Source organism: Fusibacter sp. (assembly GCF_057447755.1).
Genome location: NZ_JBVBZF010000190.1, coordinates 1 through 6,693 on the forward strand (window position 1 = coordinate 1; position 6,693 = coordinate 6,693).

At 36.3% G+C, this 6,693-nt stretch carries 5 protein-coding genes; all 5 read right to left on the reverse strand.

The window, feature by feature from the left end; genetic code table 11:
* The coding region (locus tag AC220I_RS15980) for an MFS transporter (RefSeq protein WP_486724859.1) at positions 1-2,909 on the reverse strand (2,909 nt) is incomplete at its 3' end.
* A 13-nt stretch (positions 2,910-2,922) separates the two neighbouring features.
* Positions 2,923-3,816 carry a DUF2156 domain-containing protein gene (locus AC220I_RS15985; protein ID WP_486724860.1) on the reverse strand — a complete coding sequence of 298 codons (894 nt, stop codon included), beginning with the start codon at positions 3,814-3,816 and terminating at the stop codon, positions 2,923-2,925.
* A 211-nt stretch (positions 3,817-4,027) separates the two neighbouring features.
* A complete protein-coding gene (locus AC220I_RS15990; RefSeq protein WP_486724861.1) occupies positions 4,028-5,542 on the reverse strand; it encodes an HD-GYP domain-containing protein in 1,515 nt (504 codons plus the stop codon).
* Complete coding sequence (locus AC220I_RS15995) at positions 5,539-6,258, reverse strand: response regulator (protein ID WP_486724862.1); 720 nt, start codon at positions 6,256-6,258, stop codon at positions 5,539-5,541. Before AC220I_RS15995 ends, AC220I_RS15990 begins: the two co-directional genes overlap by 4 nt.
* Positions 6,246-6,693 (reverse strand): chemotaxis protein CheX (locus AC220I_RS16000; protein WP_486724863.1); only part of this gene is annotated, 448 nt, incomplete at its 5' end. The genes AC220I_RS15995 and AC220I_RS16000, both read right to left, overlap by 13 nt.

The window sequence follows — 6,693 nt, forward strand, 5'->3', positions numbered from 1 at the left end:
ATACCAAAGGCAAGAGCACCCAGCATTTTACCAATTTGTGAGAAAAACTCAAGGTAACCAGCAGCGATGGATTTACCAATTTTCTGCGACTCTTTAAGTGCCAAGAAGTATGTGGTATAGACGGTTTCACCAAAACTATCTGAAATGGCAAGGATTAATACTGCAAAGATTGCGCCTGCCAGTGTACCAGTAACTGCATATACAATTAAGGATACCCCAGTTAAAATACTCGCTGCAGCAGATGCGTTTTTCATGCCCAAGGTTCTCTCTGTAAAAGTACTCATAGATGGACCGAAATAAACAATGAACAGACCATATAGTGAAAATACAATCCCAATAACTGAGGTTGTTATGCCTCTTTGCTCAGCAAACAATGGGAAGAAGTACTCTAGGTACATGTAGCATAAAAATGCTGGTACTAAAATTAAGGAGAAGAAGGCTACCACATTTTTACGTGTAAAGTAACGCATCCAAGACATTTTTTCCTCTTGAATGATTTTTTCTTTACCCCTACTTGTTTCAAGCTTATCTGAATCTGTCTCATCCTCATCCAAATGGAACTCCATAACATCGTAGTGTCTTAAGAAGACCCTTTCAAAGGCAATTGAAAGTACACCAACACCTGCCATTACGAAGAATACGTTGAAATAGCCAATTTTATCTGCAAGGTTTGCACCGAATACAACACCTAGATTTATACCAGCGATAGCACCGGACATCATATTGGCAAAAGTTTCATTTCTTTGACTTACCGTTTTACCGGTATTGACAAAGGCATGCATTGTCATTTGAATAAAACCGTTACCAATACCTGCGATACCTCTAATCAATATAAAAATGATTAGTGAACGGGTCAAGGCAGTGGCGATTGCTGTAGAGATGAGAATAATAATCCCCATGTAGAATATGAGCTTCCACCCTCTTTTTTCAGCCACAAATCCTGCGATTACAATTGTAATCGCAGCAAATAAAACTTCTGTGAATATTGGTAAACCAATTGCCATAGACATGGAGAGGTTGCCGATTGGCGTATAGATGGATTTAGCCATCAAAGGCACAAAAGCGATACACATGAAGATGACCACATAGGTTAATAGTGCCAAAGTTCTTACGATGTTTAAGTCGTTGAAGGCCTTAGCCTTTTGATTTTCTTGAGGCTGCAGCCTATGTGTTTTTCTCTGCTCAAGCCATTCTGTAAAGAAGGTAACTTCAGAAATTAAAAGGATTATGATGATAATGATGGACACAATATCCGTGATGATTTTATTGACGATGTTTTTATTCCATTCATCAAAAATGTACTTATTCATACCCACTTCAACAATGGCAACAATTTCATCCTTAGAATTGTAGACTGGGCCCATGGCAAAGAGCCAGTCACCATCAGCATCCGTTTCAGTCCCTTGGGTAATTTGACCTTGGTAGGCATCATAGAAGTAGTAGAAATAAGGGTCATCGGTCCATGCATTGAAAGTATAATATGGCGTAATGCTGTTGTCGTTATACATCAAAGCATAGTATCGATCATCTGATACCGCATAAAGTGCCGTATAGAGGTTTTCATTCCATGCTTCTTGGTTGTAGTTGATCATACGTTGCAGGTCATCATAGACAATTTGATAGTCCTCATTGTAAAAATCATAAGGTCTTCTTATGGCGTCAACAGAATCGCCATGAATCACAAACTTTGAGCTTTGAACTAGTATTTTCAAGTTGTTGGTTGCCTGTTCAACCAAGATGCCGTTGTAAAAGTTTATGGCCAATGATGAGGTCAAGATGGTTGCAATCAAGATCATAATAATAATGGCAGCTGTTTTTCTAAAACCTGCTGGTATACCGCTTTTAAGCACATCTCTAAAGAGCCATTTGATGATAAAAATCAAACTGATGACCATAAAGAAAATGGAAAACCAAGCCACAATTCGCAAAGTCAAAATAAGGGTAGAAGGACTTAAATCGGTGACGCTGATGTAAGTACCGTCCATTGACTTAAGGGTAATACTTTCATCATTAACTGCAATATAATAGTTTTGGGTAACATCGAAGTTATAGTAAACTTCATTTTGAATCTCACTGTAGTCACTACTCGAAAAGACCTTCTCTAGCATATGATCCTTTATTTTAAAAACACCAAACTGTCCTAAATCATTAAAATATACTGCATCAGAATTAGAATCATATTGAATTCCCCAAATGCTAGATGGATGGTCCTGTGTTAGTTTGCTGGCGTCAAAGATAGTATCCACATTTGAAGTCCCGAGATCTACAATTTCAATAAAACCCTGTTTAGATGCAATCACCCAATGTGTTTCGTCTATAAGGTCTACATCTTGAACAATCTGGTCAGCTAAATCAAATGGATAAAATGAAATTGGTTCAATGGATTGATCGTTATATAAGGCAATGCCATCTGCAACCAAAACATACCAATAGAGCTTTCCATCTACATATTTAAGACCTCTCATGGTTGGTGTCAGTTTTGATTCACTTTCATCTGGTAGTTCGAAAATCTGCTTTACGAACTTTCCAGAACCATCAAATTCACTTATGGTTTCAGTCTCTAGATATGAACCAGTATCATCCCATCGATTATGTAGAACATACAAATTCCCCATCGGATCTGAATCCAATTCATAAGCTGTATAAAAACTATCTGCTCTACGATTTCCACCTTCAATGGTATAGATCAACTGATCTTTTCCAGATATCCTACTGATTGATCGGTTGGAATTGCTTATGATATAAATACTGTTGTCATCTCCAAGTGCCACACCTGAGGTATTAATCAGTTGAATTTTTTCAAATGGGTTCAATTTCATATATGCATAAGTGAAGCTGATGCCTATTATGGCTAAAAATAGGATAGAAATCATAACAATAACAAGTTTTTTTGAGTACCGCTGTTTCATATAATCAACCTCCTTAATCTATGAATGTTATTGTGCCTTTAATAATCAAATGATTTGGTCTATATAATTCCTTTGCAATTCTCAGGCCCCTTATGCCCATATCTTCTTCCAAACTAATGTACTTAAACTCTGATTGATAATACCTTGCGGTATTGCGCTTTAGAACATCATAAACCCCTTTATAGCGCCTGATGCCCTTCTCATAGTGAACCAATAAAATGTCTTCAGTTAGAGGCTCTGCAATTAAAAAACCGATGACTTCTTCTTCAACAATCAGTAAAAAACCATCACAATTAAGATCTTCAAAATTGTTTAAGATCCTTAGAATGCCTTTCTTTTCCGACTGTACGATTAAGCCATCTTCCTCATCTCGATCGTGATGCCATTTTTCGATTAAACTAAGGACTGTATTCAAATGCGTTTTATCGTATTTTATAAACTCATAGGTATAATGTGACTCAAAGTGTTTACAGAGTTCTCGTTTACGCCTTAATTTTTTTTCCTCATATTCTGCAATTTGCTTAAGTTTATAAATATACTCAAACTCGTTTCTATTGGTAATGAAATTGAACTTATGTGGATTTGCCGATTTTACCTCAGACATCATTTTAGGTGTAAGCGCCTTTATGATTAGCGGCTTATTCTTCGAACTAAATTCAAGTTTGACAGCTTCTATCGAAGCGCCCAAGTTTCCTGTTCCCACAGGCATATAAATATATTCTTCCTTAGTGATTGGATCAATCCCTTTAACCACAAGGTTTCCATAAGCTATGGTATAGGAGAGGTTAAAGGCCTCTTTCCAAATATTCATATGTGTAAAATTATAGTCACTCAATGGGTATGCTTTAAAACGGATCATTTCTTCAAATAAATTTTTATCTTCAAACGATATTAATTTCCAGTCCACTTAATCACTTCCCCTGTATGGTTTATCTATACCCCATGAATGTCTTATACCCGTCTATAATCAAACAATTCATAAAAAAATCCTGTGACGCAATCATTATTGCACACAGGATTTTATGAGATATCATTCGTTCACATCCAGCTTAATGTAAAAGTTTTCAACTTGCATAAGCGATTAGATGCGGCAAAACATGGTTTTGTCATTAACTGATTCAACTAGAGAAGTTTTCAAATATAGACTTGAATATCAGATGGTACTGTTTAAAAATTTCTAAAACCTCAGGATCAAAGTGACGAGGTTCAACTCTGCCATCACCGTTTACGATGATATCATATGCTTTTTCGTGAGAAAATCCAGGTTTATAGGAACGAGAGCTTCTTAGAGCATCATAAACATCTGCTATGGATACGATTCGTGCGGAAAGCGGTATTTCATCGCCCTTTTTTCCATTGGGATAACCACTACCATCATATTTTTCATGATGGTTAAGCGCGATTTCAGATGCCATCTTTAAATAATCCGATGCCCCTACAATACGCTCGCCATAGACCGTGTGCTGTTTCATTTCATAAAACTCATCATTGTCAAGCGGGCCCTTTTTTTGCAGTATTTTATTGTCAACATAGATTTTTCCCACATCATGCATTTGCGCACTATTGTAAATTTCTTTTATAAATGAAGGCTCTAAATCTAATTTTGCTGCAATAAACTTTGAATACTCATTGACTCTTCGAATGTGCTGACCCGTAGAATCATCACTGGCCTCAGCAGCTCTCGCAAGCGCATCTAGCGTATAATTAAAGGCACCCTCCACTTCAAAGATCTTATTTTGAATATTTTCAAGCAGGTCCAAAGTCACTGTGGCTGATTTTAAGACTGATGATTCATAAGTACTCACAGTTTCATTGTAATTACAGCCAATCACTACGATTTGATCCATACCATAACCCGCAAAATTTTCAAGAATTGTCATCTCATTAAGCATGGCATCTGGAAACATGGTGGCGTTGGAATCAATATCTGAAAGACCATCTTCCATCATATTGACCTTAAATCCGTTTTCTGCAAAGACATCAAACCCAAAGGTATTGTCCACTGAAACTTTATAGTTAAAGGAATGAACATAGGTATGATCGAGCATTTCCCTTACGTAAAGTATGGCATTGTACACTTCACCCTCTTTAATCAATATCCATACATACTGTGGTTTGTTGGTCAGTACTGGATTTTCCATAAAAACACTATTTATGATATCTTTATAGAGTTTCACAGGATTCATTGCTTCAAGTGCTAAATAGTTGTCCATAATGGTCTTGGTATCGGTTGTAAGTGCATCCATTGTGTCATAGGCTTGCGAAACCCTGTCATACTGCTTTTTAAATTGTATGCCCTGTTGAATTAAATTATTGGCTTGTAGGATAAATTCATTTACAGATAAAATGAGCTCACCTTCAAGAGAATGCTTAAATTTTTTGACTGTGGATATTTCACCAACATATAATACCGGAATATAGACCAGATCATTAATGGTTTTGATGACTTGAATCATTTGTGCACTGAGATCATTAAGATCAACAATAATATAATAAGGGGACAGCGCAAAACACTTCTGCATAATGTCACTTGTAGAAGTTTGCGTCAAATTGTATTTGATTGAATCAATATGTGCCTTCAACTGTTCAAATAAGAGTTGATTTCTTGATATCAATAGCAGATTTATTTTCATTTTAAGTAATTCTCCTCTTTAAGATCCACTAAACGTCTAAAATCAGGATTTTCAGCAATTGATTCGTAGTCCCCACCAAGGTCAATAACCTCTTTTGCATAGACAATCAATTGATTCAAAAAAGCCGAGTCTAAAAACTCAAGATTGCCAAAATCCATTCTAACCTTTAATGGCTTTATAAATTTAATGCCCTGTAAAGCCATATTGAGTTTCTCCATGTCCTCAGCATTAAAATGTTCTTTAATACGAACAAAGAAGGTACCGTTGATGTTCTCCACAGCAAAGGACTCTTTAGGCAAACGGTTCATAGATTCCGAACGAATTTCATCAATATTTTCTGTTGGCGTAAACCCATCCGTCAGTAAAACCTCATTCAGAACACTGATGACTTTGTCTCGGTCAATTGGTTTAATAATATAATGTCTCGCCCCATTTTTTAAGGCTTCATAAACCATTTTTTTCTGATTTAAGGCACTAATCATTACTATATTTGCATCCGGAAAACGCGTAACAATTGCCTTTGTTGCATCAACACCCGACATAACAGGCATCGATATATCCATTGTTACTAAATCCGGCTTCAGCTTTTCATATAATGTACATGCCTCTTTGCCATTTTGAGCTTCTGCAACAATAACATGCCCAACACCTGTGAGAATTCTTCTTAAATTTAATCGCATAACAGTTGAATCATCTACAATCATTATTCTAGCCATAGGGAAGCCTCCTCTATTTGATTATTTTCTAATTGAATCATGTGAACACTCCACTCATATTGTTCATAGTGTAAATTGAATGTCAACATTTCAGCATTTGTATATTTAACATAAGCACCTTGATTCGTGATGATAGCAGGTATTCCCATGTGAAGGAAGTCGCTGGTATCATCAAGCTGACCAAGCGAATTACCCAAGACAATATTTGCGATTTCAGCCAATACATCCTCGATATATTGTTCAATATCTTCATCATCTTTAATTTCTATCAAGAAGCTACTTGCCATTTTTTTTGCCAAAGGTTGATTTACACTGATCATAATCAGTGCGTTGATAATGCCCTTGAGGCTTACCAATGCAGTTAATTGTTTTAACTCAATTCTCTTAGACTTAAAGATTTCGGTAAAGGTTGTGATTGTATGATCTTCAACATGG